General features: G+C 65.8%; 30 protein-coding genes. 16 read left to right on the forward strand and 14 right to left on the reverse strand.

Going from position 1 to position 23,986, the window contains the following annotated elements; genetic code table 11:
- Positions 1-6: 6 nt before the first annotated feature.
- From DMB80_RS19315 to DMB80_RS19325, 3 genes are read left to right on the forward strand one after another with little or no spacing between them, the layout of a single operon-like run.
- Positions 7-1,191: a PfkB family carbohydrate kinase gene (locus DMB80_RS19315; protein ID WP_111511329.1), complete on the forward strand. Its 1,185-nt coding sequence runs from the start codon at positions 7-9 to the stop codon at positions 1,189-1,191.
- Positions 1,188-1,790, forward strand: a complete 603-nt coding sequence (locus tag DMB80_RS19320) for a 7-cyano-7-deazaguanine synthase (protein WP_111511330.1) — start codon at positions 1,188-1,190, stop codon at positions 1,788-1,790. Before DMB80_RS19315 ends, DMB80_RS19320 begins: the two co-directional genes overlap by 4 nt.
- Positions 1,787-2,449 (forward strand): VUT family protein, encoded by a 663-nt coding sequence (locus DMB80_RS19325; RefSeq protein ID WP_240431273.1) that lies wholly within the window; start codon positions 1,787-1,789, stop codon positions 2,447-2,449. Before DMB80_RS19320 ends, DMB80_RS19325 begins: the two co-directional genes overlap by 4 nt.
- Here the strand turns inward: DMB80_RS19325 and DMB80_RS28945 are convergent.
- Complete coding sequence (locus DMB80_RS28945) at positions 2,390-3,238, reverse strand: DUF6119 family protein (protein ID WP_111511331.1); 849 nt, start codon at positions 3,236-3,238, stop codon at positions 2,390-2,392. The genes DMB80_RS19325 and DMB80_RS28945 overlap by 60 nt on opposite strands.
- A gap of 238 nt (positions 3,239-3,476) precedes the next feature.
- Between DMB80_RS28945 and DMB80_RS19335 the strand changes: the two genes are divergently transcribed.
- A complete protein-coding gene (locus DMB80_RS19335) occupies positions 3,477-3,872 on the forward strand; it encodes a tautomerase family protein (RefSeq protein ID WP_111511332.1) in 396 nt (131 codons plus the stop codon).
- Here DMB80_RS19335 and DMB80_RS28190 read toward each other — a convergent pair.
- The 3 genes from DMB80_RS28190 to DMB80_RS19345 all read right to left on the reverse strand — a co-directional run bounded on the left by DMB80_RS28190 (position 3,753) and on the right by DMB80_RS19345 (position 5,425).
- Positions 3,753-4,154 carry a hypothetical protein gene (locus DMB80_RS28190; RefSeq protein ID WP_162938615.1) on the reverse strand — a complete coding sequence of 134 codons (402 nt, stop codon included), beginning with the start codon at positions 4,152-4,154 and terminating at the stop codon, positions 3,753-3,755. The genes DMB80_RS19335 and DMB80_RS28190 overlap by 120 nt on opposite strands.
- Positions 4,155-4,383: 229 nt before the next feature.
- On the reverse strand, positions 4,384-4,827 hold the full coding sequence (locus tag DMB80_RS19340) for a hypothetical protein (RefSeq protein WP_162938617.1): 444 nt from the start codon (positions 4,825-4,827) through the stop codon (positions 4,384-4,386).
- 148 nt (positions 4,828-4,975) lie between these two features.
- Positions 4,976-5,425 (reverse strand): winged helix-turn-helix transcriptional regulator, encoded by a 450-nt coding sequence (locus DMB80_RS19345; RefSeq protein ID WP_111511334.1) that lies wholly within the window; start codon positions 5,423-5,425, stop codon positions 4,976-4,978.
- Between the two features lie 118 nt (positions 5,426-5,543).
- Here DMB80_RS19345 and DMB80_RS19350 point away from each other — a divergent pair, with 118 nt between their 5' ends.
- Both DMB80_RS19350 and DMB80_RS19355 read left to right on the forward strand, forming a co-directional pair.
- Positions 5,544-6,752, forward strand: coding sequence for an MFS transporter (locus DMB80_RS19350; protein ID WP_162938618.1), 1,209 nt, complete (start codon positions 5,544-5,546; stop codon positions 6,750-6,752).
- 106 nt (positions 6,753-6,858) lie between these two features.
- Complete coding sequence (locus DMB80_RS19355; protein ID WP_162938619.1) at positions 6,859-7,392, forward strand: GNAT family N-acetyltransferase; 534 nt, start codon at positions 6,859-6,861, stop codon at positions 7,390-7,392.
- A 346-nt stretch (positions 7,393-7,738) separates the two neighbouring features.
- On the opposite strand, the gene DMB80_RS19365 is transcribed toward DMB80_RS19355, so the two are convergent.
- The gene (locus DMB80_RS19365) at positions 7,739-8,362 is read right to left on the reverse strand and encodes a DJ-1/PfpI family protein (RefSeq protein WP_111511337.1); all 624 of its coding nucleotides are present in this window, start codon (positions 8,360-8,362) and stop codon (positions 7,739-7,741) included.
- A gap of 86 nt (positions 8,363-8,448) precedes the next feature.
- Here DMB80_RS19365 and DMB80_RS19370 point away from each other — a divergent pair, with 86 nt between their 5' ends.
- Entirely contained in the window at positions 8,449-9,786 is a 1,338-nt protein-coding gene (locus DMB80_RS19370) for an aminotransferase-like domain-containing protein (protein WP_111511356.1), read from the forward strand.
- 18 nt (positions 9,787-9,804) lie between these two features.
- Here DMB80_RS19370 and DMB80_RS19375 read toward each other — a convergent pair whose 3' ends face one another.
- The 3 genes from DMB80_RS19375 to DMB80_RS19385 form a co-directional block, all read right to left on the reverse strand.
- Positions 9,805-10,551 carry a GNAT family N-acetyltransferase gene (locus tag DMB80_RS19375; RefSeq protein ID WP_240431275.1) on the reverse strand — a complete coding sequence of 249 codons (747 nt, stop codon included), beginning with the start codon at positions 10,549-10,551 and terminating at the stop codon, positions 9,805-9,807.
- Between the two features lie 3 nt (positions 10,552-10,554).
- Positions 10,555-10,890 (reverse strand): MarR family winged helix-turn-helix transcriptional regulator, encoded by a 336-nt coding sequence (locus DMB80_RS19380; RefSeq protein WP_240431276.1) that lies wholly within the window; start codon positions 10,888-10,890, stop codon positions 10,555-10,557.
- A 155-nt stretch (positions 10,891-11,045) separates the two neighbouring features.
- Positions 11,046-11,507 carry an Lrp/AsnC family transcriptional regulator gene (locus DMB80_RS19385; RefSeq protein ID WP_240431277.1) on the reverse strand — a complete coding sequence of 154 codons (462 nt, stop codon included), beginning with the start codon at positions 11,505-11,507 and terminating at the stop codon, positions 11,046-11,048.
- Positions 11,508-11,601: 94 nt separating this feature from the next.
- Here DMB80_RS19385 and DMB80_RS19390 point away from each other — a divergent pair, with 94 nt between their 5' ends.
- The 6 genes from DMB80_RS19390 to DMB80_RS19415 all read left to right on the forward strand — a co-directional run bounded on the left by DMB80_RS19390 (position 11,602) and on the right by DMB80_RS19415 (position 15,108).
- Entirely contained in the window at positions 11,602-12,045 is a 444-nt protein-coding gene (locus DMB80_RS19390) for a rhodanese-like domain-containing protein (protein ID WP_111511341.1), read from the forward strand.
- Positions 12,046-12,127: 82 nt separating this feature from the next.
- Positions 12,128-12,874: a dienelactone hydrolase family protein gene (locus DMB80_RS19395; protein ID WP_111511342.1), complete on the forward strand. Its 747-nt coding sequence runs from the start codon at positions 12,128-12,130 to the stop codon at positions 12,872-12,874.
- 93 nt (positions 12,875-12,967) lie between these two features.
- Positions 12,968-13,348 (forward strand): helix-turn-helix transcriptional regulator, encoded by a 381-nt coding sequence (locus DMB80_RS19400; protein ID WP_111511357.1) that lies wholly within the window; start codon positions 12,968-12,970, stop codon positions 13,346-13,348.
- A 5-nt stretch (positions 13,349-13,353) separates the two neighbouring features.
- Positions 13,354-13,764, forward strand: a complete 411-nt coding sequence (locus DMB80_RS19405) for a VOC family protein (protein WP_111511343.1) — start codon at positions 13,354-13,356, stop codon at positions 13,762-13,764.
- Positions 13,765-13,766: 2 nt separating this feature from the next.
- Complete coding sequence (locus tag DMB80_RS19410) at positions 13,767-14,132, forward strand: DUF1801 domain-containing protein (protein WP_111511344.1); 366 nt, start codon at positions 13,767-13,769, stop codon at positions 14,130-14,132.
- Positions 14,133-14,154: 22 nt separating this feature from the next.
- On the forward strand, positions 14,155-15,108 hold the full coding sequence (locus DMB80_RS19415) for a dipeptidase (RefSeq protein ID WP_111511345.1): 954 nt from the start codon (positions 14,155-14,157) through the stop codon (positions 15,106-15,108).
- Positions 15,109-15,121: 13 nt separating this feature from the next.
- Here DMB80_RS19415 and DMB80_RS19420 read toward each other — a convergent pair whose 3' ends face one another.
- Positions 15,122-15,643, reverse strand: a complete 522-nt coding sequence (locus DMB80_RS19420; protein WP_111511346.1) for a hypothetical protein — start codon at positions 15,641-15,643, stop codon at positions 15,122-15,124.
- 10 nt (positions 15,644-15,653) lie between these two features.
- Positions 15,654-16,097, reverse strand: coding sequence for a tautomerase family protein (locus DMB80_RS19425; protein ID WP_111511347.1), 444 nt, complete (start codon positions 16,095-16,097; stop codon positions 15,654-15,656).
- Between the two features lie 122 nt (positions 16,098-16,219).
- On the opposite strand from DMB80_RS19425, the gene DMB80_RS19430 reads away from it, so the two are divergent.
- Entirely contained in the window at positions 16,220-19,042 is a 2,823-nt protein-coding gene (locus DMB80_RS19430; RefSeq protein WP_111511348.1) for an AfsR/SARP family transcriptional regulator, read from the forward strand.
- 11 nt (positions 19,043-19,053) lie between these two features.
- Here DMB80_RS19430 and DMB80_RS19435 read toward each other — a convergent pair whose 3' ends face one another.
- Positions 19,054-20,121: a GGDEF domain-containing protein gene (locus tag DMB80_RS19435; protein ID WP_111511349.1), complete on the reverse strand. Its 1,068-nt coding sequence runs from the start codon at positions 20,119-20,121 to the stop codon at positions 19,054-19,056.
- Between the two features lie 272 nt (positions 20,122-20,393).
- Here DMB80_RS19435 and DMB80_RS19440 point away from each other — a divergent pair, with 272 nt between their 5' ends.
- Entirely contained in the window at positions 20,394-21,023 is a 630-nt protein-coding gene (locus DMB80_RS19440) for a pyridoxamine 5'-phosphate oxidase family protein (protein WP_240431278.1), read from the forward strand.
- Positions 21,024-21,027: 4 nt separating this feature from the next.
- Positions 21,028-21,297: a YdeI/OmpD-associated family protein gene (locus tag DMB80_RS19445; protein WP_111511350.1), complete on the forward strand. Its 270-nt coding sequence runs from the start codon at positions 21,028-21,030 to the stop codon at positions 21,295-21,297.
- Here DMB80_RS19445 and DMB80_RS19450 read toward each other — a convergent pair.
- The 3 genes from DMB80_RS19450 to DMB80_RS19460 form a co-directional block, all read right to left on the reverse strand.
- Positions 21,294-21,713 carry a ChaB family protein gene (locus tag DMB80_RS19450; RefSeq protein ID WP_111511351.1) on the reverse strand — a complete coding sequence of 140 codons (420 nt, stop codon included), beginning with the start codon at positions 21,711-21,713 and terminating at the stop codon, positions 21,294-21,296. The two genes, DMB80_RS19445 and DMB80_RS19450, sit on opposite strands and share 4 nt — an antisense overlap.
- A gap of 38 nt (positions 21,714-21,751) precedes the next feature.
- Positions 21,752-23,095: an aldehyde dehydrogenase family protein gene (locus DMB80_RS19455; protein ID WP_111511359.1), complete on the reverse strand. Its 1,344-nt coding sequence runs from the start codon at positions 23,093-23,095 to the stop codon at positions 21,752-21,754.
- Positions 23,096-23,325: 230 nt separating this feature from the next.
- Positions 23,326-23,986, reverse strand: a 661-nt coding sequence (locus tag DMB80_RS19460) for a cutinase family protein (RefSeq protein ID WP_205538783.1), incomplete at its 5' end; no start/stop codon positions are given.

The raw sequence follows: 23,986 nt of genomic DNA on the forward strand, positions 1-23,986 counted from the left end.
TCGGTGATGCAGATCAGCGTCGTGGGGGGCACCTACCGCGAATACTGCGTGGAGCCGGCGATCGATCGGCTGCTGGGGTCCGGACTTCGCGCGGCCGGGCTGTTACGTAGCCTGGGCGATACCGTTCGCTTCCACACCGTAATCAACGACGACGACACCGCCGAATTCGGTGCTGTCTGTGCCGGATTGAACGTCGACGTGGAGGCGAGCACCCGAACGGGGCCCATCGTGTTCACCTACGACACCCCGATTTCACGCACGACCCGCCGCGGAGAGGCCTCTGCTCAGGCCCTGCATGTGGACGCCGACTGCATTCTGGCGTTCGGCATGGTCGAGTCCTCTTGGACGGTGCGCGCCAGCACCCTGATCCTTGACCCACAACACTCGCCAGTGACAGACCTGCTCAATTCTGTGCAGGCGCAGCGAATCACCCTGGTAGTCAACGAACATGAAGCACGAGCGACGACCGGGCTCCTCGATATCGAACAAGCCGCGCTCGCGCTATCGCAGGATGTGGAAGCAGCCGTCATCAAGCGTGGTGCCCTCGGCGGCATCGTGGCCCACCAGGGCACACTCACCCCATTCGGGGCAATCCCCACCACCGCCGTGCATCCGCTCGGTTCAGGAGACGCGTTCTCCGCCGGCTACGCCCACGCCTGGGCCGACGGCGCCGACCCGATCACAGCCGCCCACAGCGGTTCCCGCGTGGCCGCCGCACACTCTCTGACAGATTCCGCGCAGGTGCCGCCCGAACTACTGCAGGAAGTCGGATCACCGCTACCCTATCCACAGCGGGTGCGGCCACGGGTCTATCTGGCCGGGCCATTCTTCAACTTGGCGCAACGCCAACTCATCCGCACCGCCCGTAGCTCTTTGATACACCTTGGTGCCGACGTATTCTCACCGCTAGACGAAATCGGCTGCGGCGGCGATGAAGTCGCCGAGAAGGACCTGGAAGGGCTGCGCGGCTGCCACAGCGTGTTCGCGGTGCTCGACGGCGCTGACGCCGGCACACTGTTCGAAGTTGGGTGGGCCACTCGTGCCGGGATCCCCGTCGTCGGATTCGCAGAGCACCCCGACGAACACACCTGGACGATGGCCCGCGGCACCGGCACGGTGGTGGTCAACGACCTGTCCACGGCCCTGTACAACAGTATCTGGTCGGCCATCGACGCCTGCGGTAGCTCATGAGGCGAGTGTTGTTGCTGTCCGGCGGGATCGACAGCGCTGCCCTGGCTGCCTGGATACGGCCCGAGCAGTGCCTGCACATCAACTACGGGCAGCGGCCTGCCGTCGCCGAAGCGCGCGCCGCCCGACAGATCGCAATCGACCTCGGCTTACCGCTCGATGAGGTGGTGGTACCGGCCGCCGCGATCGGTGCGGGCCTGATGGCCGAGGGTGCCGACGGGACAAGCCTTCCCGACGTGTCACCGGAATGGTGGCCCTACCGCAACCAGCTCTTGATCACGATCGCCGCCGCCTGGGGGTTACGCCGCGGGTTCGACGCGGTGCTCATCGGCACGGTCGCCGCCGACGGCGCCCGCCACGCCGACGGCGGCGCCGAGTTCCGCGCGCACATGGATGCGCTCCTGGCGCTGCAGGAAGGCGGTATGCGTCTGCACGCCCCCGCCTCTCACCTGAGCGCAGCCGAACTAATTGCTGAATCAGGGATTTCCGATGCGGTGCTCGGATGGACCCACTCATGCCATCGCGCGAACCTACCGTGCGCCAACTGTCCGGGCTGCCTCAAACACATCGAGGCGCTCCACGAGGCCGGCCGACTGCAATGAGTTCGTCCAGCTATACGGCATCCCTTACATGGCGTCTCCACATAGTCAGTGCAGCATGGGTATTCGCGTTCATCGGCTGCATCGTTGGCGCCAACTGGGCGATCCTGCACCTCGGCGCGAACCACGGACCTGGCGTACCGCGGACGATACCTATTGGATTCGGGCTAGCCGCGCCATCTGGAGTGCTCTTCGCCGGCGCCCAACTCACCCTGCGCGACCTCATCCACGAGCGGCTCGGAACCAGCAGGACACTCGGCGTTATCGGACTCAGCGCCCCGCTGACCGTTTTAGTTGCATCCCCGGCATTGGCGGTCGCCCCAATTACCACGTTCCTCGCCGCAGAGACCGCTGACTTGGCGGTCTACAGCCGGCTACGGTCGCGCGGATACACCTCAGCTGTCGTCGGCAGCAACCTAATATCAGCAGTAGTGGATTCAATCCTGTTTCTAGCAATAGCCTTTGGTCTCGCACAGGTAGCGACTGGCACAGTCGAGATGACAGTCGGCAAGCTCGAGGCCTCGGTTATCACGTTAGTCGCAGTTGGCGCGGCAGGGGCTCTGGGCAGACGTTGGGTCCATCGGCATCTTGGGGCTAAAGGTTCAAACTGCGCGGCCGACAGGCACGACATGGACGGGGATTCCCCTGGCTTCCAGATTTAGGTACGTGCGTACAAGCGTCACTTGGCTGAAGCTGTAGAGGGATTCAGCGGCGAAGGCCTTGTCGGAGTTGCGTGCGATGCCGAACACGATGGCTGGGGGCTTGTCCTGTACCAGTTGTGGATCCCCGTCGGCTTCGATGACGCGGCTTCGGAACTTTTCGCGTGCTTCCTCATCGAAGCTGAGTGTGTCACTTGAGTTCGCGCCCTGGGCGAATAGGTGGCTCGCTGGTGCGGAGGCACCAAGGTTCTTGACGTGGACGAGAGTACCGTCAGCAGTAAGGATGTCACACGTCTCAAAGCCGCGCGGGTTCTGGTTGGTATGTATGAGCTTTCGGTCGAGAAGCATACCTCCGCATGCGCGCGCAGCGAGTTCGTTGTAATCCTTTTCGGGAATGAGCTTATCGTCGGGTGTTGCGGGCCAGGCCGGAAGTTTCAGGTCACAGGGTCGGTCGAAGATAGCCTGGAGGCGCTGCTTGAGCTGGACGGCGTAAGCGTTGTCGATTCGGTACCAGAACCCGTCGTGCAGGAAATGCTTATGCCCGTCAAGGTCTGCTTCGAATGCGATCCATTTGCGTAGCGGGATGTCCGGGCTGATTGGGCTTTCGCCGTCTGGATCGCGGTAGAGCTGGATCTTGACGCGGTCGAGTGATTCGAGAATGTTCGCGGTGTCGAGCGCGGAGTAGAGGTCCTCGACGGTGGGAGTGCCGGGGCGGATGTTAGGCCGGCCGCGTTTCTTGACCGCAAACGCGGCCGGTGTGCCGATCGGCTTCCTCTGAGCTACACCATCCAGGCGACCAAGGCCCCGCCCCCAACTCTGACTAAGGCCCGTCCACTACCTGCCGATCTCGCCGGAAGACACCAGTCGCGGGAGACAGGATGCGAGCCGTCTCTACATGCGAGACGGACTGGCGCCTTGTTGAAGTCCCACAAATTTGGGTCGCCTATCGCATTGCGAGTGCGCGTCTGCAGCCGAGATGGCGCATGAAATCAGGGTGATCGTCAACGGGTCATTGTGTGAAGATGCTGCCATGCCCAGCACTGTCATTGAAGTTCGTCGGCGTTATCGCGTTGATGAGGAGATCGCGATCATCGATGCCGTTCACGATGCACTGGTCGCCGCGTTCGAGATACCGGCCGCTGACAAGCACGTCCGGCTCGTCAGCCATGAACCGCATCGATTCTCACACTCTCCGGGATTGGCCCAGCCGGAGTTGTACACGTTCGTAGCCGTCGACTGTTTCGCAGGACGCTCGGTGGAAGCGAAACGGAACCTGTATCGGGAGACCGTGGACAGGCTGGGCGCTCTAGGCATCCCAGCCGATCACGTGACCATCGTCTTGCGTGAAAGCGCCGTCGAGAATTGGGGCGTCCGTCGCGGGCAGGCAGCCTGCGACGTCGACCTCGGCTTCAACGTCAACGTATAGTCGTCCACTAGCATTCAGGTTCGGCAGCGGCATCGCCGAAATCGCACCGGCTGAACGGTTTACGACGTGGTCGCCAGCCAGAGGGCCAAACTGGCGAAAATCGCTGCCGCGCCGCGATTGACGCGACGGGTGCTCGAGACTGAGTTGTTTCATGGCCGCAGGATCGAATTGTGCTGCGATGTGGTCAGCGTCGAACACCGCGAGGGCATGGGCAATTGTCTGGACCCATTCTTCGTCGTTGTAGGTCGGCGAATCCGGACTGATCTCCCGGTGCCCGCGCACGGCCGCGACAACGGGTCATCGACGTCGTAGGGGGCACCGTGGGGGCCGGCGAGGATGGAGGCCAGCGCGTCGAAAGTTTGGTCAAGTGAATGACCGGCTCGCCCTCACCCTCGATCGCATCGAAGATCAGTGCTCCGATGTCGGGGTCGTGGTCGGCCAGAGTCGCCGATAGCTCGTCGGCGCCAACGCACGGTAGGTCGTGTAAGCCCCATCTGACGACTTCGGGGGTTCAGAGGCGGGTTCCGCCGCAGTCCGAGGAGAAGTCTGAACCCACTACCAGGATGAGGGCGTAGCCGGCTATCGCGACACACACGACCACGACAGCGAGCGTCAGCCGCACGCGGGGATACTTCGCCAGTGACTGTCTGCGGCGTAACAGGACGGCCAGCAGCAGGATGCCCCAGGCGAGCATCAGCGTGCTGCCGGCCGCGATGATTAGGCTTGCGGTGCGATAGTCCGCGTCCCGTTCTGCGACACCGCTGTACACGGGATCGCAAAAATCGCCGCCGCCTTTGGTGGTGCCGACGCCCAACCACATCAATGCCACGGCTATCCCCGGCGCAGTCGTTGCGTACAGCCAGCACCAAGCGTCGACGGGAACGATGTAAACGCCCTGAGACCCCAAACGCCGCCCAGCGCCAAATCGCCCGTTGCCGAGCCAGTCCTGGTCCATGGTCAACTCCTCACCGTCCACGAGGGCTAAATTGCGTCGCTGCCGCCGCGGCAATTGACCCGCCCCGGGCCCGGCGGGGCCCAACGGCCCGCCGGGGAGCAAAATGCAGGCCACCAACCCGAGACGAGAAACGAGCCGTCCAGATTCTCTAGATTTTAGACGGCCCCTGCGCATTGGCGAGCGGTCTTGAGGGTTCGCGTGAAGCGGACCGTGCGTCGTAATTGGTTCGAGCTCGGGCTACTTCGTCCATGTTGTGGTCGGCCCAGTGTTTGAGTTGCAGGAACACTCCGACCAGTGAGCGGCCCAGGTCGGTCAGCTCATAGGTGACGGTCAGCGGGACGCTCGGGGTCACGGTGCGCGTGAGTAAGCCGTCGCGTTCGAGGTTGCGCAGCGTCTGGGTGAGCATCTTCTGACTGACACCGGTGATCCGCCGCGATAGCGCGGAGTGCCGTGTGGGGCCTTCCATGAGTGCGCACAGCACGAGGGTCACCCACTTGTTGGCCAACCGCGACAGCAGCTGGCGACTGGTGCAGGTGACGAGGAACGCGTCGTGGTCTGCCGCCGCACGAGCGTGTGTGTCGTCGTCGTGAATAGCCATCGTCCGCTTCCATGAAATACGCCGGAATAGGGCACTTTAAGGTACCTACTTCTCAATAGTGCCCTACGCCGTCAACCTGATTGCGGTCCAGATCAAAACCGTGTCAGGAGCCCGATCGATGCCTGCTTCACCAGCGCAGCCGGACCCCCAGGCCGAGGTGTCGACGTCGTGGCGCACGGGGGGTGCCGTGGCGGCCTTGGCGTTAGCAGTGTTCACGGTGACCGTGGCGGAGATGATGCCGATCGGTCTGCTGATTCCGATCGGGCGTGAACTGAAAGTTTCCCACGGCGCTGTCGGGTTGAGCGTCACGATGTATGGCCTTCTGGCTGGCCTGGCCGCCCCCAAGCTCACCGCCTGGACATACCGTATAGACCGACGGATCCTGGTGCTTTCGATCTTGGCCGTGTTCGTTGCAGGCAACCTTGCGACCGCGATGGTGGCCACCTATCCCCAGCTACTCACCGTCCGGTTGGCGATGGGACTTGCTCACGGGTTGATGTGGGCGATCGTCGCCTCTGTCGCTGTCCGGGTGGCCCCCACGTCCCCGGCAGTAGCCACGGCAGCGACGTTCTCGGGAATATCCTTGGCGCTCGTTCTGGGCGTTCCGGCCGGCACCTACCTGGGGGCATGGCTGGGGTGGCGAGCCAGCTTCCTCACGTTGGCCGCGCTCACCGTGGTCGCCTGGATCGCAGTTGTCCTCGCCCTTCCCGAACTGCCTCAACACAATCCTGCGCACCAGCAGCGGTGGCGTGCACTGCTGACCCCTAGTTTGCGCGCGACCTTGGCGGTCACTGCACTCGTGGTGATCGCCAACTACGCCGCCTACACCTACATCGCGCCATTCCTGATCGACCGCCTCGCGATCGCGACCGCCGAGATCGGTGGTTACCTGCTCATCTACGGTGTGGCCGGTGTCCTGGGCAACGTCGTTGCCGGCGTGGTGCTTTCACGTGCAAAGTCTCCGCGCAGAGTGCTGCTCGGCGCCACCGCTGCGCTGACGACGGCCCTTGTAGCGCTGACGCTTCCAAAAGGCTTCGAGACGTGGCTCGCGGGGACGTGGATTGCCTTGTGGGGGCTGACATACTCGGCGCTGCCGGTGATCCTGCAAACAAATGTCTTCCACAGCGTCACGCCGCAAGCACGTGAGAGCGCGACATCGCTGTATGTGCTGGCGTTCAACACGTCCATCGCCGCGGGAGCGCTCGCCGGTGCGCTCGCGATCGACAAGGTGTCGACCACGGCACCGATGCTGATCGGGGCTCTGCTCTGCGCAACGGCCACCGCCGTCACGCTAGCCAGCACACCAGCAGCCTCCACCCCCAAATAGCTGAGACGCGATGTGAGCCGTCCGCAGCCTCTCGAATCGAGACACTGGCGTGGCGTACACGATGAAGCGGACGCGTCCATGCCACGCTGCCCTCATGGTGGAGGTAGTGATCTCCGAGCCGGGGGAGCTCAGTGCAGCGCAGCTTCTCGCCGCGGAGGAGCTGGTGCGCTCCGCATTCGGATCCGCGTTCCGGTCACACGATTGGCTGCATGCCGTTGACGGCGTGCACATCGTCATCAGTGACTCCGAGCAGTCCTTGATCGGGTTCGCTGCCGTTATATCAAGGACCCTGCACCACAACGACGTATCCTTCGACACCGGCTACATCGAGGGCGTTGCGGTTCGAGCCGACCAACAGGGACTCGGACTGGGTCGCGCGGTCATGGACCACGCCGAACACATCGTCAGCACGCGCCATCAGCTTGGAGCCCTTAACGCGGTTGAGTCCGCGGCGGCCTTCTACGAGGCACGCGGCTGGCAGCGTTGGACCGGGCATACCCAAGCCGCCGGGCCCACCGGCACTATTGACACCTACGACGAGGCTGACCGGATTTATCTGCTCAGCGCCGAGACGCAAGGCCCACCACTCACCGGAGATACCGCTCTCATCTGCGACTGGCGACCCGGCGACCTCTGGTAAACCAGACACTCGCGAGCGACAGGCTGTGGCAATCACCGAATTCCCCGCAGCACTGTGCTCCTCATACCGACCAGGAGACGCTGCGCGACACGATGGGATCGAACCTGACGCCGGCGGTCTTCTGGAGGAGACCGCGTCACTAGCGGAGCGCCGGCACCGCAGCGGGGAGGTACGCCGAAATGTTGCGCCACGCCCGCTCGACGTACTCCTGCTTCTCGCCGACCGGAGCAACGTAGTGCAATGCCGCGACAGCCGCATCCTTTCCGCGCAGCCTCGCGATGACCCAGGCCGCGAGATATTGCGAGGCAAGACAGCCCCCGGCGGTCTTCTGGAGGAGACCGCGTCACTAGCGGAGCGCCGGCACCGCAGCGGGGAGGTACGCCGAAATGTTGCGCCACGCCCGCTCGACGTACTCCTGCTTCTCGCCGACCGGAGCAACGTAGTGCAATGCCGCGACAGCCGCATCCTTTCCGCGCAGCCTCGCGATGACCCAGGCCGCGAGATATTGCGAGGCAAGACAGCCCCCGGCGGTGGCGATGTTTCCGCTGGCGTAGAACGGCTGATTCAGTACGTCGACGCCCGCTGCGATGACCCACGGCTTCGTCGTCAGATCGGTGCATGCCGGCACGTCGCTCAGTAGGCCGAGCTTGGCCAGCACGAGCGCACCCGAACACTGCGCAGCGATGAGTTGGCGCTGAGGGTCGAGCTCTTTCAGCACACCCATGATGGCGGGATCCTCGACCACCTCCCGGGTCGCGATACCGCTACCGACGATGACGGCGTCGGCCCCGACTGCCTCGTGCAGGCTCGACATCTGTTCGATGACGACCCCGTTCATCGACCTCACCCTCGGTGTCGGGGTGGCGATGGTGACCCGCCAGTCGTCGTCGGCGATCCGGTTGAGCAGGCCCAGGGCGATCAGTGAGTCCAGCTCGTTGTAGCCCTCGAACGTCAGGATGGCGATGTGCATACCGGGGGTCCTTTCCGCGTGTGGTGATGTAAAGGTAGAACCGCGGTATATGACGACCAAGAAATTGTCCTGCATACACTGTCGTGGTGCCCACCGCCCGGTACAAGTCCGTCGTCGACGTCTTCGCCGCCGACATCCGATCCGGAAAGCTCTGCGCGGGAACACGACTGCCCACCCACCGCCAGCTCGCAGCCGACAGTGGCATCGCGGTGGTCACCGCCTCTCGTGTGTACGCCGAGCTCGAGGCCATGGGTCTGGTCAGCAGTGAACGGGGCCGGGGCACATTCGTGCGCGATGTCGCCCTTCCTCCCGGTCACGGTGTCGATCAGCGGGCCGTCGCCCCTGACGCCGTCGACCTCAACTTCAACTACCCGGCACTGCCGGGGCAGGCCGACTTGCTGCGCCACGCGTTGCGTGAACTGGCCGGGGCCGGAGATCTGGATTCGCTCTTGCGTTACCAGCCCCATGGTGGCCGGGAACGCGACAGAGCCGCGGTCGCCACCCATCTGTTGGATCGGGGTCTCGACGTCACTCCCGATTGCGTGGCACTGGTCAACGGCGCCCAACACGGCCTCACCGTCACCGCGATGGCGCTGCTAGGACCAGGGGATGTTGTCGCCGTCGACGCATTGATCTATCCCGGCTTCAAGGTGCTGGCCGAAGCGTTGCGCCTCGAATTGCACCCTCTTCCAACCACATCGACCGGCCCAGATCTCGATGCACTGGCAACGCTGTGCAGCCGCCGGCCCGTGCGCGCGATCTACTGCATGTCGACACTGCACAATCCTCTCGGCTGGGTCATGGACCGTCGTGCCCGACGTCACCTGATCGCGATCGCGCGGCGACATGGGCTGCTGGTGATCGAAGACGCCTCTTATGCCTACCTCGCCGAGAACCCGCCGCCACCGCTGGCAGCCCTTGCCCCAGACGTCACGGTGTACGTCTCCGGGTTGTCCAAGAACGTCGCCACCGGAATTCGCGTCGGCTTCGTCGTCGCATCTGTCTCGCGAATGACCGCCATCGAACGGACCATCCGCGCGACGACGTGGAACACGCCGGCGATCACCACCGCGATCGCCTCGCAGTGGCTGCGGGACGGCACTGTCACGCGGCTCGAAACGCAGAAGCGACGCGACGCTGCCGCCAGACAGTCACTTGCCAGGAAAGCCCTTGCGCCCCTCCACCACATCGCCCATCCCTCATCGTATTTCACCTGGATACCGCTACCGCCCGGTGCTCGGGCCGACCGGATCGCCACCGCCCTGGAAGACGCCGGTATTTCCGTCAGTACCGCGGAACCCTTCAGCACGACAACCGATACGCCGCAGGCGTTGCGCCTGGCCTTGGGTTCCACCAGTCTGGACACCCTCCCGGGTGCACTGACCACCGTGCGTCGAGAGATCGAGGCCGACATCTACCTCTGATGTGAGCGATCCCGGGGACTAGGGCAGACCAAGTAGTGTCCGGACCGCCCCAATGCCATGGAGGCTGATGTCATCTCGCCGAACAGCCTGCCAGCGCCGGCGGCTCATCGCGAAATGAAGGAGCAGGTCAGTGCGGTCTCTTCGGGTGTGTTGGGACGAGCCGTTCTGCACGTAGGGAAGTGAATGGGTGAGCGCGAGCGATGCGGCGTTGTCGTGCCACGCCTTGGTTGTGGCCTGCTCGGCGCCGAACCCGTCGAAGATGAGGTGCAGAGCTGCGTGCCGCATCTCGCGCCCTAGACCGGAACGCTGGTAACGGATTCCGATCCATGACCCGGTCTCGGCACTGCGGTGCTGGCCGAACCCGTCGGTTGATATCGAGCAGACTCCCACGAGTGTCCCGTCGACATCGGCAGCCAAGTTCAGGTCCCAGTGTTCCGCGCTTGTCTCCGACCGATTCCGCCAGAAGTATCGCAGTGTGTTCTGTTCGAGCTCTGGTGACGCGACGTCGGTCCAGGGCGTGGTGAAGGGCATGGTCGCAGGGTCATGAACTCCGCGAGCGGCGAGCTGCGCGAGCCCGGCAGCCAACTCGTCGGTCACATAGCGCAGCCGCAGCCGTGGGGTCCTCACTGCCAGCCCGGCAAGCGGCCAAATCGACTCATCCATCAGGTCATGGGAGCACGGCAGGCTGCCATCGGTCGATTGATTTGACGATCGACAGTCGTTGCCAAGGGGGGCACACCACTGGCGTAGTCCGGCATCGATCACCCATCACCAGTGCCACGCGTTGCCTCCGACGTTGGTGATGGTCCGCTGCAACACCTCGATCGTGGTGGCGTACTCGCGGTCGGAGATCCCCTGACGCCGTTCGTCGTTCAGCTGCCGCTGGACCTCGGCAGCGGCGTGAAAGCGGTCCGCGCCATCGTCCGTCAAGCGAACTCGGCTGCCCGCCCGATCGATCCACCCTCTGTCGACGCCAGAGTTGATCGCGGCGACGATGCTCTCGTCGGACTCGTTCGGGCCGACGATGGCGATGATCTCGTTCTCTTCCCTACCGCTCGGGTGCATCGACAGCTGATGTAACACCCACCACTCTGGTTGAGTCACACCGAGTTCTGCCAATCTCCCGCGAGTGCGTGCACCTATGGCCTCTCCTGCGCGTACCGTCCAGAATCCCAATGGTTGTTGCGCGGCGGGCTGCATCTCTGGTCTCATGCCCACACGCTAGAAACTCAACCGCCATTGAGGTCAAGGGCGAATGGTCAGTTCGGTGGCAACAACGGTCTGGGCGGGAGTGGCGAGGAATAGACCACGCTGGTCGTGACGCTGCCGAGGGCGCCGATCCGACCACTGATCTGCTCGAGGTGTTTCATGTTGGTGGCGACGACCTTCATGATGAAGCAGTCGTCTCCGGTGACGTGGTGCGCCTCAGTGACCTCGGGCAGGTCGGCGAGGAGTCGATGCAGCGGCCCGTAGCTGCTGCTGGGGTAGCGCAGTCGAAGAAAGGCCAGGATCGTGAATCCGAGTCGTTCGGGATCGACGTGGGCCCCGTATCCGCTGATCACACCGGATTCTTCCAGTCGGCGGACGCGTTCGGCGGCGGCGCTGTGGCTCATGTTGATGTGCCTGGCCAGCTCCGCGATGCTCTGTCTTCCGTTGGCCTGCAACGCTTCCAGAATGGCCGTATCGACCCTGTCGGGTTCGAAAGGGATAATCGCGGCCACACAGCGAGACTGCCACAGAAATGGCGCCGAAGCGGCCGAGATGCAGTGAAATCGGCCTGTTCGTAGCCCCGGGGCCGCCAATAGCCTTTGGTCCATGACAACTACTGATGCCTCGACAGACCTCCGCATCGCTCATTTCGCCGGCAAGCTCGCATTCGAGACTGATGCCTCGGATGTGTTCGCCGACCAGATGCGCTGCGTCGGTGTCGTCCTGGTGGATTCCCGCGGTGAGCGCGCGTGGGTCCAGGGTCGGGCCGTCGGGGCTGTTCACATGCCGATAGGAGAGATCGCGGCCCGCGCACCACGCGAGATTCCCGTGGAGGTGCCGGTTGTGACGTACTGCTGGGGGCCCGGCTGCAACGGCGCCACGCGTGCCGCGCTGGAATTCGCGAGGCTGGGATATCACGTCAGAGAGATGATCGGCGGGTTCGAGTACTGGGCCCGAGAAGGCTATCCCGTCGAGAACGACCACGGGCCCGTCGTTCGTGCCACAGACCCGCTGACAGCACCCGTGGATGCGATCACATGCGAATGCTAGAGCCACCCCGGTCGTGAACCGCAGTTTGTGCCCAGGGCGAAAGTCGATGCAGGACGCAGCGGCCGGTTCCTAGGGTGAGTTCATGACCGCCGCAGGAGATGTCACGTACGTGGTCGACGGGATGACGATGGTCGGTTACCTGGCCCGGCCCGATGGCGCGGGTCCGTGGCCCGCCGTGCTGATCGGTCACGACGGGGTCGGTCTCGACGGGTATCAGCGTTCGCGCGCCGACGTCCTCGCCGAGCACGGGTACGTCGCCTTCGCCATGGACTATCACGGTGGGCAGACGTACTTCGGGCGGCCGAAGGCGATGCTGGCCCGAGTCATGCCGTTGTTGGACGATACGGCGCGCATGCTCGCGATCGGGAACAAGGCGCTCGATGTGCTCTCGGCGGAACCCGGCGTCGACCACAAGCGGCTCGCTGCACTCGGATTCGGCGCAGGTGGCCGGATCGTCCTCGAACTCGCCCGTGACGGAGCGCCTTTCATCGCGCTCGCGGCGATTCACCCCGGTCTGCCGGGGGCTGCTCACCCCGAGGACTGGAAAGAAGTCGGGGGAGCAGTGTTGTTGTGCACCGGCTCCGAGGATCCCCTGTGCACACCCGCGCAGCTGCTCACCTTCGGTACCGCTCTGCAGGGCGCCGGAGTGGATTGGCGCGTCACCGTCCTCGGCGGTGCCCAGCACGCCTTTTGGGCCGTCGAGGCCTCACCCGACGGTGACGCCGGCGGTCCGATGGCGACCGTTCCCGGGGTGGGCTACCACGCCGTGCAGTCGCGACGAGCGTGGCAGGCAGTGCTGGAATTGCTTCGTGACGCTATGCCGTCCTAGGGACACGGTGGCAGGCTGGGCAGAGTGAGCACCGAGGCCGCGGACGCAGGACATCTCGCCGAGCTGAGGCTGCTCCGACGTGTGCGCGACAGGATGGATCGCGAGTACGCGCAACCACTCGACGTCGAAAGCCTCGCCCGAGGCGTCAACATGTCGGCCGGCCATCTCAGCCGCCGCTTCAAGGCCGCCTACGGAGAATCGCCCTATGCGTATCTGATGACGAGGCGCATCGAGCGGGCCATGGCTCTGCTGCGACGCGGCGATCTGAGCGTCACCGAGGTGTGCTTCGCCGTCGGCTGCTCGTCGCTGGGAACGTTCAGCACGCGCTTCACCGAACTGGTCGGGATGTCGCCGAGCGGCTACCGAGCCCGCACGGCGGACACTGCTGCCGGGCTGCCCTCCTGCATGGAGAAGAACGTGACCAGACCGATCAGGAATCGAGAAGCACCGGCGGCATCACTGGATCTAGCGTGACAGCCATGGATTTGACCATTCACACCACGTTCTTGCCACACGAGGATCCGGAGGCCTCGCTCGCCTTCTACCGCGATGTGCTGGGATTCGAGGTCCGTCTCGACGTCGGCGGCGGCACGATGCGGTGGATCACGGTGGGTCCGCCCGATCAGCCCGAGACGTCCATCGTCCTGCACCCGCCCGCAGCCGACCCGGGGGCCACCGACGACGAGCGCCGCGTGATCGCCGAGATGATGGCCAAGGGCACCTACTCGATCATCGTGCTGGCCACCAAGGATCTGGACCGCACCTTCGAACGGCTCCAGGCCAGTGACGTCGACATCGTTGCGGAGCCGATCGAGCAGCCCTACGGTGTCCGCGACTGTGCCCTGCGTGATCCGGCGGGCACGATGATCCGCATCCAGGAGGTGCGTTAGTCATGGCCGATTCACCGTCGGACAAGATCGACGCGAGGATCGACGAGCTGGGAGATTGGCGCGGTGACACTCTCGCGCTCATCCGCACGCTCATCAAGAAGGCCGTCCCGGACGTCACCGAAGAATGGAAGTGGCGCGGTGTCCCGACGTGGTACCACGACGGGATGATCTGCACCGGCGAGACATACAAGGACAAAGTGAAAGTCACCTTCGCCAAGGGCGCCTCACTCGATGATCCGGCGGGACTGTTCAACTCCAGTCTGGGCGGCAACACCCGGCGAGCCATCGACATCGCCGAAGGCGACGGCCTCGACCAGGACGCTTTCGTGGCTCTGATTCGCGCCGCGGTGGCGCTCAACGCACAGTGACGATCGTGGAGCGTCGGTAGTCGTGGCGCTGCTGTGGGATCAACACGCCTGTCTGCCGTTGAAGGTCGATGCAGATATAGCTCCGCTGACACGCTTTCAGCGTCCCGGTGGCTCATTCGTCTCGGTCAATGTCGGCTATTCGCCGCAGTCGTTCGCCGACTCGGTCGCACTTCTGACGCACTTCCGGTCAGGCGTCGAGGACCATCCCGGTCTCGAACTGGTCGCCGGTGTCGACGATGTCGAGCGCATCACGGCCGCCGGCCGGATCGCGGTGGTGTTCGACCTGGAGGATTCGCATCCGCTCGATGACGACCTCGACAACCTCGCGACTCTGGCGGGTCTCGGCGTGCGAACCCTGCTCCCGACCTACAACCACGCCAACCGCGCGGGCAGCGGATGCCTGGACGTCCACGACGGCGGGCTGACACGGTGGGGCGAGGCCATGGTCGCCGAGATGAATGCGGTGGGCATGGTTGCGGACGGGTCGCACTGCAGCAGAAGGACCGGTCTGGATCTGTGTCGGGTGTCGAACAAGCCGGTGGTGTACAGCCATTCGTGTATGGCTGCGGTGTGGGACCACCCGCGCAACATCACCGACGACCAAGCCCGGGCCTGCGCGGACACCGGCGGTGTCGTCGGGATCACCGGGGTGGGGATCTTCCTCGGGCCGAACATCCCGACGCTGGAGGCGATGCAACGCCACCTCGACCACGCCATAGATCTGGTCGGCATCGATCACGTCGGGGTCAGCAGCGATCATTCCTTCGATCACGCTGACTTCAATGACGAGATGTCCCGCAACCCAGAGTGTTTCGATGACAGTTACACCCGCTGGGGTCCGATCCAGTGGATGCCCCCCGAAACGTTCATCACGCTCGGGGAACATCTTCGCGGCCAGGGCTGGGCAGACCGCGACATCCAGGCTGTCCTCGGCGGGAACTTCCACCGCGTCGCCGCGCAGGCGTGGACCGATTGACAGCGGTGATCGATCACGGCTGTGTCGGGTAGGACGCCACGAGCTGGCGGTGCCGGTCGGCCAAGCGGTCGACGAAGTTCTCGAGCAGCATCGCATCCTCGTCGATTCGCAGCGACGCGTCGCGGGGACGCGCTGCCTCGGCCAGGATGCGGTCGAGCGGATCGAAGGCCTCCCTCAGATCCGGCCAGGGAAGGCAGCGCGCGAGGTTGCGCAGCCGTTCCATCTGCTCGGCGATGCTCACCCGGAAGCCGCCGTATCCCTCGATGCTCTCGAGGAACTGGTTGGCCGCTTCCGGTCGATGCGCCGCCGGGGTGTCTCGAGCGACCCGCGTGAGCGCATAGCGATACGCGCTCACGCGGGCGAGCACATCGATCAGGACGTCCCGGAATTCGCGTAGCGAGACGAGCTCGGCGTCGCGCCGGCGTTGGGCAGCCTCCAGGCCGGCGGCGTACCGCGTGGCGCTGCGGGCGACCAGCGCACCGGCGAGGACGACGGCGGCGCCGATCATCGCAGTGACGAGGGGAGTCACCGTCATCGCCGTGCCGTCAGCCCGCGCTGGTCGCGGCGAAGCGCGCGGGCAATTTGTCCGCCAGCGCCTGGAACCATGCGGCCTCGGCCTCCGGGAACGGCTCGGGCATCATGATGCCCGCCTCCATGGCCCAGCCGTTGGGGGTGTCGGAAACGACGATGAGGACGTGGTCCTCGGGGCTGCCGGTGACCTCGACGGCTAGCCGGTGCAGCTTCTCCATGATCGCTCGTCGGATCACTTCGCTACGGCCGTAACGGATTCCGCCGTTGATGATGATCGACGGCTCGACCTTGCCCGCGGTGTACATGAGACCGAGCGGCAGGGGTGTGAACACGACGCGAATGAAGGGTTCGGGGGCATCGGTCTCGTCGTGGTGGATCGTGGTGATCCCGGTCGCGATCCGGTCGCGCTGCTCCTCGGTCAGGTCGATGCCGGAGGTGACGCACTGGTAGACGGGCATGATGACTCGCTTTCTTCGGTGGCCCACCGCTGCGGGGTGGGGCTCGCCATCACAGTCGCCGATTCCGCTCCAACATCGCTCCAACGGCGCTCCACTGGCTGTCCGCGAGCTAAGTTCGACGTATGCGAGTGCGTGACCTCGGCGCGCTGACGGTGACCGTGGACGGGGTCGAACGCCCGGTGGCCGGGGCGCGTGCAGCGACGATCCTGGCGATGCTCGTCATCCACGCCAACCGCCGGGTGTCGGTGGAGGCGCTGCTCGATGCGACATGGGGCCGTGATGCGACGGACGCGTCGGTGTCGACGTTGGAGTCTCACGTCTGGAGGCTGCGCCAACTCCTCGAACCACACCGCGCGCAGCGTCAGCCTCCGACCGTTCTCCTCAACGAGAACAACGGGTACCGTCTCGTGGCCGACGGCCACGCTGTCGATTCCGTGGCGTTCGCACGACTGAGCCGCGACGTCGATGATCTGCTCTCGGTGGGCAAGGCCGACAACGCGATCATGCGGGCCGATGAGGCCCTTGAACTGTGGCGTGGGCAGCCCTACGGATCGCTGGGTGAGCAACCGTGGGCGCAACCCGCGGTTGCGCGTCTCGACGAATTGCGCGGGCACACCTGCGAAGCCCGTATTGACGCCCTCATCGCGGTCGGGCGCGTCGAGCAGGCACTGGCTGATCTCGAGCCGTTGATCGCCGACGCGCCATTCCGGGAGCGTCTGCGCGCGCAGCAGATGCTCGCGCTCTATCGCAGCGCTCGGCCGGACGAAGCGCTCGCGGCGTTCCAGCGCGCCCGGTCCGCGCTGATCGACGAGCTCGGCAGTGAGCCCGGGAGCGAATTGCGGACGCTGCACGCCAAGATCCTGCAGCAGGATTCGGCGCTCGACGGTGCCCCTCGTAGCTCGCCGCGCACGCCGGCGGCGCGCGACGTTCACCTGCCGCCGAGTCTGGCACCTCTGCTCGGTCGAGCCACCGACGTCACGCACCTGAGCGCGCTGCTCGACTCCGAGTCGTTGGTGACGCTGACCGGTGCTGCTGGGATCGGGAAGACTCGCCTGGCCATCGAGGTCGGTCGCACCGCCGCGGACCGGTTCCCGGACGGAGTGTGGTTCGCCGATCTGTCCATGCTCGATGACGCCGATCTTGTTGTGAACGCCGTGATCTCGACGATCGGCATCGTGTCGGTGCCCGCCTCGACGCCGCTGGAAGATCTGGCGAATTACTGTCGCGGTCGTCGAATGCTGCTGATCCTCGACAACTGCGAACATGTCGTCGCAGCGGTGTCACACCTGGTGTCGACGATCCTGGGACACGGCACCTCACGATGTGCCGTGTTGACGACGAGCCGGACCCCGCTGGACATCGATGCAGAGGTGACATGGAGCGTGTCTCCGCTCGCCCTGCCGGCAACTGACGGAAACGGCGTCGACGGGCCAGCGGTGCAGCTGCTCCTGGACCGCCTCGGCCGGGTAGACCCGAATCTCCCTCTCGACGAGGAGGTGCGTGCGGCAGCCGTCGCGATCTGTGTCGCCGTCGACGGTCTGCCGTTGGCGATCGAACTCGCCGCCGGGCGCGCCCGCAGCCACAGCCTGGTGGATATCGTGACGCAGACGCGCACCGACGTCGGCGCCCTCGGAAAGCCCGGGCACCGGGACATGCTCCGAGCGGCGATCGACTCGAGCCACCGCCTGCTGGACCCGGTCGGGCAACTTGTCCACCGGCGCATCGCCGTACTCCCAGGAGAGTTCTCCGCCGCCGCGGCCACCGCCGTCGTCGGCGATCTGCCGGCCGAGGACGTCGGCGATGCCCTCGCCGCCCTCGTGCACTGCTCGATGCTCGCACCCATGGCCGGTCGTAAATCTCGGCGCAACAGCGTCTTTCGCCAGCTTGCCACGGTGCGGGCGCATGCCGCACACCAGCTGCGGATCGGCGACGATGTCGAGCTGGCGACGGCGCGCCGCAACCAGTGGGCGGTCGACCTCGTCGCCTCCCGTCCCCGGCTCGGAATGGCCGGCGAGCACGAGTGGTTCGCGGCGCTCGACTCTGACGACGCGACGATCCGGGCGACGCTGTCCGATGTCCTGGTCGATCGACCGGACCCCCGGGCGGCCCGCCTGTGCGCTGCTCTCGGCTTCTACTGGTATTTCCGGACCAGAGTGATCGAGGCCGAGCGCTGGCTCCGCCTCGCCCGCGACGTGGCCGACGAGACGGATGCCGCGGGGTGGGTCTGCGCCACGCTCGTGCTGGCAGCCGCGGTCGCCGTGCAGGGTCGAGTAGAAGCCGCGCGGCCCCTGGTCAGAGAAGCCGTCGAGCGCGTTCCCGTCCTGCCCGCGAGCGATCTGGTCGCCGTCGGCGAGGCACTGGTGACTCTGGGCAGCGGGCTATGGGTCCATCCCGACGCGGACCTCATCGTCGCCGTCGACGCCGCGTTGCAGAGTGTGGCCGTCCGCTCTGGAGATCCCCAATTGCTCTTGCTGGCAGAGGTTCTCGGCTGCACCGCCCGAGCCGTGGGCGGCGCCCTCGACGAGGCCGCCGAAAACGCTGAGCAGCTGTACGAGGATGCTGTGGCAGCGGGTAACGCGGTAGCTGCGTGGATGACGGCCGCGACGCCGATGACCGCGGCCGTGCTGCACGGCGATCCCGAGCGGGGCATCCCCTGGGTGCGTCGCGTCATGCACGCTCATCTGGCCGCCGGCGGCACCACCGCTGGAATGTTCATCGAGAACCGGGCGAACTACGAGACCCAGCGGGGATCGCACGTCCGGGCAGCGAGTCTGTACGCCGCGGCCTACACCCACACTCGACGGGCGGCCATGGTGTGGCCGCGCCGCCCCGGCACAGAGGAGCTGCTCGCGCAGACACGAGTGGCGTTGACAGAGAGTGCATTCGAAGAGGCCTGGCGTTCGGGCGAGGCGTGGGAGCTGTCGTACATCGTCGCCCTCGAATGATGCTCAGGGTGTCAGATGACGGGGCCATGGTGGCGGCATTGGTTGCCCCCGTCGTGCTTGGCGTCGTACATGGCCTTGTCGGCGGCGGTGATGAGCTGATCCAGCATCACGTCGAACGAGTCCTCGCTCACCAGGCTCACCTCTACCAGCGCGGTACCGATGCTCCCGGTGATTTCGCAGGGCAGCCCTGCGATGGCTGCGCACACCTGCTCGTAGCGCAAGGCGGCCTCTTCGGAGGTGACGATGTCGGCGAAGAGGAACTCCTCGCCGCCGCTGCGGGCGATGACGGTGCTGGAGGTGGCGGTCGTGCGCAGGGCTTCGGCAACCGCGACCAGGGCCTGATCTCCCGCCGCGTGGCCGCGGGTGTCGTTGACCGCTTTGAACCGATCCAGGTCCAGCAAGGCGGCGAGCAGATAACCTTCATCGTCGCGGTGGTGAAGGATCCGTGTCTGCACCATGGTGCGGAATGCCCGACGGTTGAGCAGACCGGTCAGCGGGTCGAGGTCGGCGATCGCGAGATCGCCTCGCAGTGTTCGAACCAGGGTGTAGAAGGTCAGTCCGACACCGTAGCTGCATTGCAGGATCAAGAAGAGGTCGACCAACGCCATCGCCGGGCGCCCCTCGAGCGAGACCGCCACGGTCTGACTGATCGCCACACCGGTGACCAACAGCAGGACGCCCAGCACCACCCGGGGTGAATGGAAGAACGCGGCATAGCTGACGACCGTGGCGAAGGCGATACAGCCCAGCAGCGCGGCCAACGGGTCCGGATAGGCGAGACAGGCCAGCGTGATCGACAGGGTGGTCGCGGCCACGTAGACCTGCGACCACTGCCGAGACGGCCAGCGCCACAGGAAGAGCACCGTGCCGAAGACCCCGCCGGCCACCGCCAGCCACATCATCGTTCGACCGATGGCGCTGTTGGGGTGCCCGGCGCCGAACAGCAGCGTCAGCACGCCGGCCGTCATCGCCGCCGTGGTGGCCGCCAGCCAGAACCGCGTCCGATCTTTCAGGCCGCGTGTCTCAAGGAAATCGGTGATCCAGTCGTAGTGCTCGACGGACCGCAGGAGCCGCTCCATGCCCCCTCGACTACGGCCGGCCCGGCGGGGTGCCACCCACGACAGCCAGTTGCGCGACCATGTAACCCACCCACCGCCCCGCATGCTCCGCCGCGGCGAGCTCGAGCGCCAGGTAACTGGTCGACACAGGCGTGTTCCCCCTCAGTTCGCCCCCGCAAGACTGCGAGGGCGTGCCGCCCAGCATATGGCCGGAGTCTGTGGACGCGGACGGCAATTCATCTTCTGCAGAAATCTGTTGCTCCGCACGACGGGCACACGTTTGACTGACGGGCGTGAGCAACGTGCTGAGTGACCTGACGCGCAAGCCCGACCGGCGTGGCGATCGGCACCTGGTCGACGCCGTGTTCGACGAATGCGTGGTCGCCACTGTCTCGACGGTCATCGACGGTCAGCCGTGGGTGATCCCGACGCTGGTGGTCCGCGACGGTGACCGCCTGCTGATCCACGGCTCGACGGGAGCGGGCGCGCTGCGCCACGCCGCTGCCGGTGCTCCGGTCGCTGTCAGTGCGTTCCTCCTCGACGGCATCGTCGTCGCTGAGCGTCAGTTCGACCACTCCGCGAACTACCGCTCGGCGGTGGTGCGCGGTACCTGCCGCGTCGTCGACAAGACCGAACGCTCGGCGGCGCTCGACACTTTCACCGATGCGCTCCTGCCGGGCCGTCCCACCGAGTGCCCGCCCCACTCCGCGAGTGAGGTGGCCGCGACCCTGGTGTTGGAATTGCCGATCGCCGAGGACAATTGGGTGGCCAAGCAGCGCAGCGGGCCGGCCGCAGAACCCGAGGGCGACGCGTGGACGGGCGTGATCCCGGTCAGTCAGACGTACGGGGCGCCGGTATCGAACTCGCGCCGGGACATCCCCGCCTCGGTTTCGGCCGTCGTCGCGCGGACCGGTTTACCCTGACGCCATGGCGGTCGGCGAGGTTCTCGGCGGTGTGGTGCATGATCTGCCCGACGACTTGAAAGCGGCGCTGGAACACAACCCGGTCGCGTTGAGCGCGTGGAACGACATCACACCGCTGGCACGCAACGAATTCATCTGCTGGGTCAGCGACGCCAAGCAGGCCGGGACGCGGGAACGGCGCATCCGGCGCACGCAGGAAGAGCTCGAGGAAGGTAAGCGCCGGCCCTGCTGCTGGCCAGGGTGCAAGCATCGCGAACGCACCGGGAAGCCCTAGGCGTCGCGGCGGCTCTCCCGCCGGTTCGCCTTCTTGATCTCCTCGACCAGTTCTTCCTTGCTCATCCTGGAGCGACCGGTGATGTCGAGCCGCTTCGCCAGGTCCGTCAGGTGCTTCTTGGTGGCGTTGGCGTTGACGCCCTCGGCGGTCTCTCCGGACGCGTTCGGGCCGCCGCTTTCTGCCCTCTCGTCGGACGGGCCGCGCTGATCCTTTTCTTCCCAGTGGTCGCCGACCTTTTCGAAGCTGTGCTTGAGCGCGCTGTAGGCGGTCCGGTAGGCGCGTTCCCCTTCGCCGTACTCCTCGGCAGCCGCATCATGGGTTTTGGCGAAGGTGCGCTGAGCCTTGTCGTCGGACTTCTGCAGCGTGCTGGGTAGCTCGCTCTGTTTCGGCTCGCCCGACTTGGTGGTCTTCGGCATGGTATCGGTCCTTCCTCGGAAAATGTTGTCGTGCAATGCTATTGGCCAGGTGATGACCAGTGCATCACCTTCGATGCGGTCATCTCGTCGAGCAGTTCGGGGCCGTACCCGATCCCCGAGCCGCTGGCGCGTCGCGGCTCGGCGGAACCCCCGGGCGCGCCGCCGAACACCGCGTTGATCTTCACTGTTCCCACCGGCAGGCAACGCCACGCCTCCTGGGCGTGGGCCATGTCCGCCGTGAGCACTGTGGCCGCGAGCCCGTAGCGGTCGTCGGCAGCCTCGGTGAGCGCTGCCTCGAAATCGGGGACCGAGCGAACCGGCGCCACCGGTCCGAACGTCTCTTCTCGCATCAGCACCATGTCCGGTGTGCACTCGGTCAGGACGGTGGGCGGGTAGTAGGTCCCCGGTCCCGACCGCGGCACACCGCCCACCAGAACCCGAGCCCCGCGGTCGACCGCGTCGGTGACATGACCATGGACATGTTCGCGATGTCGCTCGTCGACCAGCGGACCGATGCGGGTCTCCCACCGGCACGCTTCGTCGGCGAGGGCAGCGAGGAACGCATCCGCCGCCGCCTCGACCACGTAGATGCGTTCCACCGCGACGCAGATCTGGCCCGCGTTCGCGAAGGCGCCCTGCGCTGCCTCCTCGGCCGCCCATCGCGCCGACACCCCGTCGTCGACGATCAACGCGTCGTTGCCGCCGTTCTCCAACAGCGCCTTCGCGCCTCGCTGCGCACACGCCAGCGCGATGGCCCGCCCGGTGGCGCTGCTTCCGACGTGAGCCACCACGTCGACCGCCGGCGCCGCGGCCAGTCGGGCGCCGACGGAGCCGTCGCCGTCGACGATCTCGAGCACTCCTTGCGGAAGAGCCGCGGCCAGCAGCTCGGCGAATCGGCGTCCCGTGCAGGGGCACCGCTCGCTGGGTTTGTGGACCACCGTGTTTCCGGTGACCAGCGCGGCGCCGATGAGGCCGGCGGCCACGGCGACGGGATCGTTCCAGGGCGTCAGCACCGCGACGACGCCGCGCGGCTCGGGCACCATCATGTCGGTGGCAGACCACCCACCCAGGAGGCTGCGCCCCCGGTGAACGGGCCCGAGTTGGGCGTATTGCCGCAGCGTGCCGATGCCGGCTTCGACGCCCCCGAGGGCGTCGTCACGCGGCTTTCCGGTTTCACGTTCGTTGAGCTCGGCCAGATCTTCTGCGGCGGCTGCGACAGCGTCGGCGGCAGCATCGACCGCCGCGGCCCGATCCGCTGCGGCGGTACGTGCCCATGCGGGAAAAGCGGTGCTCGCCCGGTCCACAGCCGCACCGCATTCGGCCTCACTGGCGATCGGAACGCGCGCGACGGTGTCGCCGGTGCGGGGGTCCAGGACAGTCATCTCCATGGTCTGCACCTCGGTTCGGTTACCCGGGTGTCGTGGATCGACACGCGTGCAAGCGAGACTTCTGCGCACCTCGGCCGGTGACGTGGGCCTGATGGCGGCACGCACCTCATTGCTCAACGAATAGATCGCGTCGTCACCATCGACTGTATTCGCGAGAGGCTCTGTCTAGCCGAGTGTTTGGGTGCCGGGTGATCAATTCGTCGAGGTTGCTCTGCGGCTGTGAATCAGCGCGCCGGCTGGGTTTCGGGGTGCTCGGCGACCTTGGTGGCCGCGAAGTCGGCAGCCTGGTTCACCAGGCCGTCGGAGATGTAGCGGGCGTGGGCGCCGATGTCGTTGCCGGCCGAGCAGACGAAGTCGTCCGGCACGCAGAGCTCGACGGTCTTGGGTTGATACATCGAGCCGATCTTGATGGTGGGTTGGTTGATGACGCCCATGAACCGGTCTGACGGGGTGCCGAGCAGTGCGACGGCGGCGATGTGGTCGGCGACGGTAGGCGGCATCACCGGCGGTACGTCCGTGGCGGTGACCCCGTCGGGGATCGCATCGGAGGTGACGAACCCCATGACCGCCGCGCCCTGTGAATATCCGCCCAGCACCATCGACGTCTTCGGGCACGCGTTGGCGGTGTTCTGGATCTGGGTGCTGGCGTCGACGACGCCCTGCAGTGCGGTGGGGAAGTCCGGGCTCGCCGGATAGTTGACGGGATAGACGGCGACCGACTTCGGTGCGACACGCGATTTCAGGTCGTCGACGAAGGCATCACCGACAGCCCCGAGTCCGGGAGGCTCCGTCGTCCCGCGCGCGAACAGCACCTGCACGTCGGGGCACCCCGGCGGGGGCGGGGGAGGGGCGTCGGGTTGGGCGACTGCCGGAGCGGCGGTGGTC

Origin of the sequence: Mycobacterium kyogaense (assembly GCF_003254575.1) — a bacterium.
GTDB lineage: Bacteria > Actinomycetota > Actinomycetes > Mycobacteriales > Mycobacteriaceae > Mycobacterium > Mycobacterium kyogaense.

Bases quoted from the DNA above. Each gene is read 5' to 3' on its own strand.
- DMB80_RS19315 (WP_111511329.1), top strand. From the start codon at position 7: ATGCAGATCAGCGTCGTGGGGGGCACCTACCGCGAATACTGCGTGGAG.
- DMB80_RS19320 (WP_111511330.1), top strand. From the start codon at position 1,188: ATGAGGCGAGTGTTGTTGCTGTCCGGCGGGATCGACAGCGCTGCCCTG.
- DMB80_RS19325 (WP_240431273.1), top strand. From the start codon at position 1,787: ATGAGTTCGTCCAGCTATACGGCATCCCTTACATGGCGTCTCCACATA.
- DMB80_RS19335 (WP_111511332.1), top strand. From the start codon at position 3,477: ATGCCCAGCACTGTCATTGAAGTTCGTCGGCGTTATCGCGTTGATGAG.
- DMB80_RS19340 (WP_162938617.1), bottom strand. From the start codon at position 4,827: ATGGACCAGGACTGGCTCGGCAACGGGCGATTTGGCGCTGGGCGGCGT.
- DMB80_RS19345 (WP_111511334.1), bottom strand. From the start codon at position 5,425: ATGGCTATTCACGACGACGACACACACGCTCGTGCGGCGGCAGACCAC.
- DMB80_RS19350 (WP_162938618.1), top strand. From the start codon at position 5,544: ATGCCTGCTTCACCAGCGCAGCCGGACCCCCAGGCCGAGGTGTCGACG.
- DMB80_RS19365 (WP_111511337.1), bottom strand. From the start codon at position 8,362: ATGCACATCGCCATCCTGACGTTCGAGGGCTACAACGAGCTGGACTCA.
- DMB80_RS19390 (WP_111511341.1), top strand. From the start codon at position 11,602: ATGACAACTACTGATGCCTCGACAGACCTCCGCATCGCTCATTTCGCC.
- DMB80_RS19395 (WP_111511342.1), top strand. From the start codon at position 12,128: ATGACCGCCGCAGGAGATGTCACGTACGTGGTCGACGGGATGACGATG.
- DMB80_RS19400 (WP_111511357.1), top strand. From the start codon at position 12,968: ATGGATCGCGAGTACGCGCAACCACTCGACGTCGAAAGCCTCGCCCGA.
- DMB80_RS19405 (WP_111511343.1), top strand. From the start codon at position 13,354: ATGGATTTGACCATTCACACCACGTTCTTGCCACACGAGGATCCGGAG.
- DMB80_RS19410 (WP_111511344.1), top strand. From the start codon at position 13,767: ATGGCCGATTCACCGTCGGACAAGATCGACGCGAGGATCGACGAGCTG.
- DMB80_RS19420 (WP_111511346.1), bottom strand. From the start codon at position 15,643: ATGACGGTGACTCCCCTCGTCACTGCGATGATCGGCGCCGCCGTCGTC.
- DMB80_RS19425 (WP_111511347.1), bottom strand. From the start codon at position 16,097: ATGCCCGTCTACCAGTGCGTCACCTCCGGCATCGACCTGACCGAGGAG.
- DMB80_RS19430 (WP_111511348.1), top strand. From the start codon at position 16,220: ATGCGAGTGCGTGACCTCGGCGCGCTGACGGTGACCGTGGACGGGGTC.
- DMB80_RS19435 (WP_111511349.1), bottom strand. From the start codon at position 20,121: ATGGAGCGGCTCCTGCGGTCCGTCGAGCACTACGACTGGATCACCGAT.
- DMB80_RS19445 (WP_111511350.1), top strand. From the start codon at position 21,028: ATGGCGGTCGGCGAGGTTCTCGGCGGTGTGGTGCATGATCTGCCCGAC.
- DMB80_RS19450 (WP_111511351.1), bottom strand. From the start codon at position 21,713: ATGCCGAAGACCACCAAGTCGGGCGAGCCGAAACAGAGCGAGCTACCC.
- DMB80_RS19455 (WP_111511359.1), bottom strand. From the start codon at position 23,095: ATGACTGTCCTGGACCCCCGCACCGGCGACACCGTCGCGCGCGTTCCG.